At 43.3% G+C, this 1,833-nt stretch carries 1 protein-coding gene; it reads right to left on the reverse strand.

Features of this window, described 5'->3' with window-relative positions; translation table 11 throughout:
* Positions 1-1,833, reverse strand: a 1,833-nt coding sequence (locus tag ACYQ0N_RS15155; RefSeq protein WP_460163156.1) for a PKD domain-containing protein, incomplete at both ends; no start/stop codon positions are given.

Raw genomic sequence — 1,833 nt, forward strand, 5'->3', positions numbered from 1 at the left:
CTGTTCTGTCACCATGGTACTTTCGCTGGATGGTACCGATATGGATATGGAGGGTATATTTGCTATCTTAAGCACATAAAGACCATTGCCACCTGTAATATTTAATTCCACTGTAATGGGACTGCCCACATACTGAACCGGTGGAAGAGGTGACCAGTATGCAACATAATTCAAGGGCTTCAATGGCAAAACATTCACTGTGAAGGTTGCCTCTGTGAAATAATACGGCGCTGCGGTTGAGTTATCGTATTTCGTTCCATAGTTCGCAGTCACAAAGGCGGTGAATGTTCCCTGTACGTGGTATGTGACGTTGGTAGCATTTCCTGGCTCCTTGTTCAAATATGCTTTATCTATGTAGAGCGTTATATTTAGTGGGTTGGGCCATGCGAAGTTTATTGAATAGGGTGTAAGGCCGGTCCAGGATATATGTATGGTAACATTACCCGCAGCAGTACCCACTGTGCCATTGTTAAAGACTATGGTTACGTTAGCATCCCCAGATGCGTTGGCCATTACGTTAAGGAGGTATGCATAGTACTTCACTGGGGTACCCACTCCCACTGTAGTTCCTATGTTATCTGTGAGCAGCACCTGAAGGCGTGATGACACTACAACTATGGTGAATTCTGCAGTGGCGTTGTTTCCATAGGAATCTGAAATATTTAGCTGGAAGTGGTAAGTGCCTGGAACGTCTGTCTTAAAATCGTAAAGGTGGAATGGTGTAAAGGCATATTTCGCAGTTCCACTGCTGACCTTCTTTGTGGAGTTATATAATGTCCAGGTATAGGGTGATTTGCCATTTGAGATATTTCCCCACAACCCTATTCCATTATTTGCCACTGTAATGTTAACTGTTATGGATGTCACCGTAAAGTTAGCAGCCAATGGATAATAGGTGGACGGAATAGAATATCCCATTCTTACACTAGGTGGGACATAAGTTACCTTGATTACCTCCTGATCAAAGGCACTGGTACCTATGGAGTCGTTAACGTATACCCTTATTATGTAAAGAGCCGGGACGGTATATGTGTGTGAGAAATAGGGAGTTGCATTGTTTGTGAATGCACTTGAATAGTAGGAAACAGAACCGTCTCCCCATATTACTGTATAGTTGTACCAACCTGTACCTCCTTTTACATGGAGCGTATCAAAGAGCACCTTCCCCTCGGGTATGCTCGTTATGTTCTGGGCTGCATATTGTTTTGTATTTAGAACTGAATACACACTCAATGGTGCTATTGTGGCGTTCGTCTGAGCTATTGAAACGTTGACATAATACGTGCTGGAAGAATGTAATCCTTCAAAGTCAAAGACTTCAAACGCAGCAAGGTACTGACCTGGATTTGCATATACGGTGTTTACGGAACCGGCTGATAGTTTAGACCACCCGGTGTTACCGGTAACACCATTCCCAAGGTTGTAAGAAACATTGTATAATCCTGAACCACCGCTTATGGAGTAGTCAAATGTTACTGGTACACCCGCATAAACTTTTGAAGAGCTGACCTTAACGGATATTGTAAGGGGATTGTATACTTTTACCGCATAGGATGTTGAAGCCGTATTTCCAACTGAGTCAGTAACGGTAGCCACAACATAATGCCATCCAGCGTGCTCAAAGGCATGGTATGCGCTCTGTCCATTTACTGTTACATAGCTTAAGTTCCCCACTGAATAGAATGTCCACTGGTATTTATAAGGAGGAACACCGCCATTTGCCCCGCTGAGACTGAACAACAATTGTTCGCCGACCACAGCATACCCTGGATAATTAGAAATCTTACCCGGTACTACGCCAGGAGATTTAGTAAAATTACTATTTATTGCATT

The sequence above is a fragment of the Ruminococcus sporogenes genome (assembly GCF_054655175.1).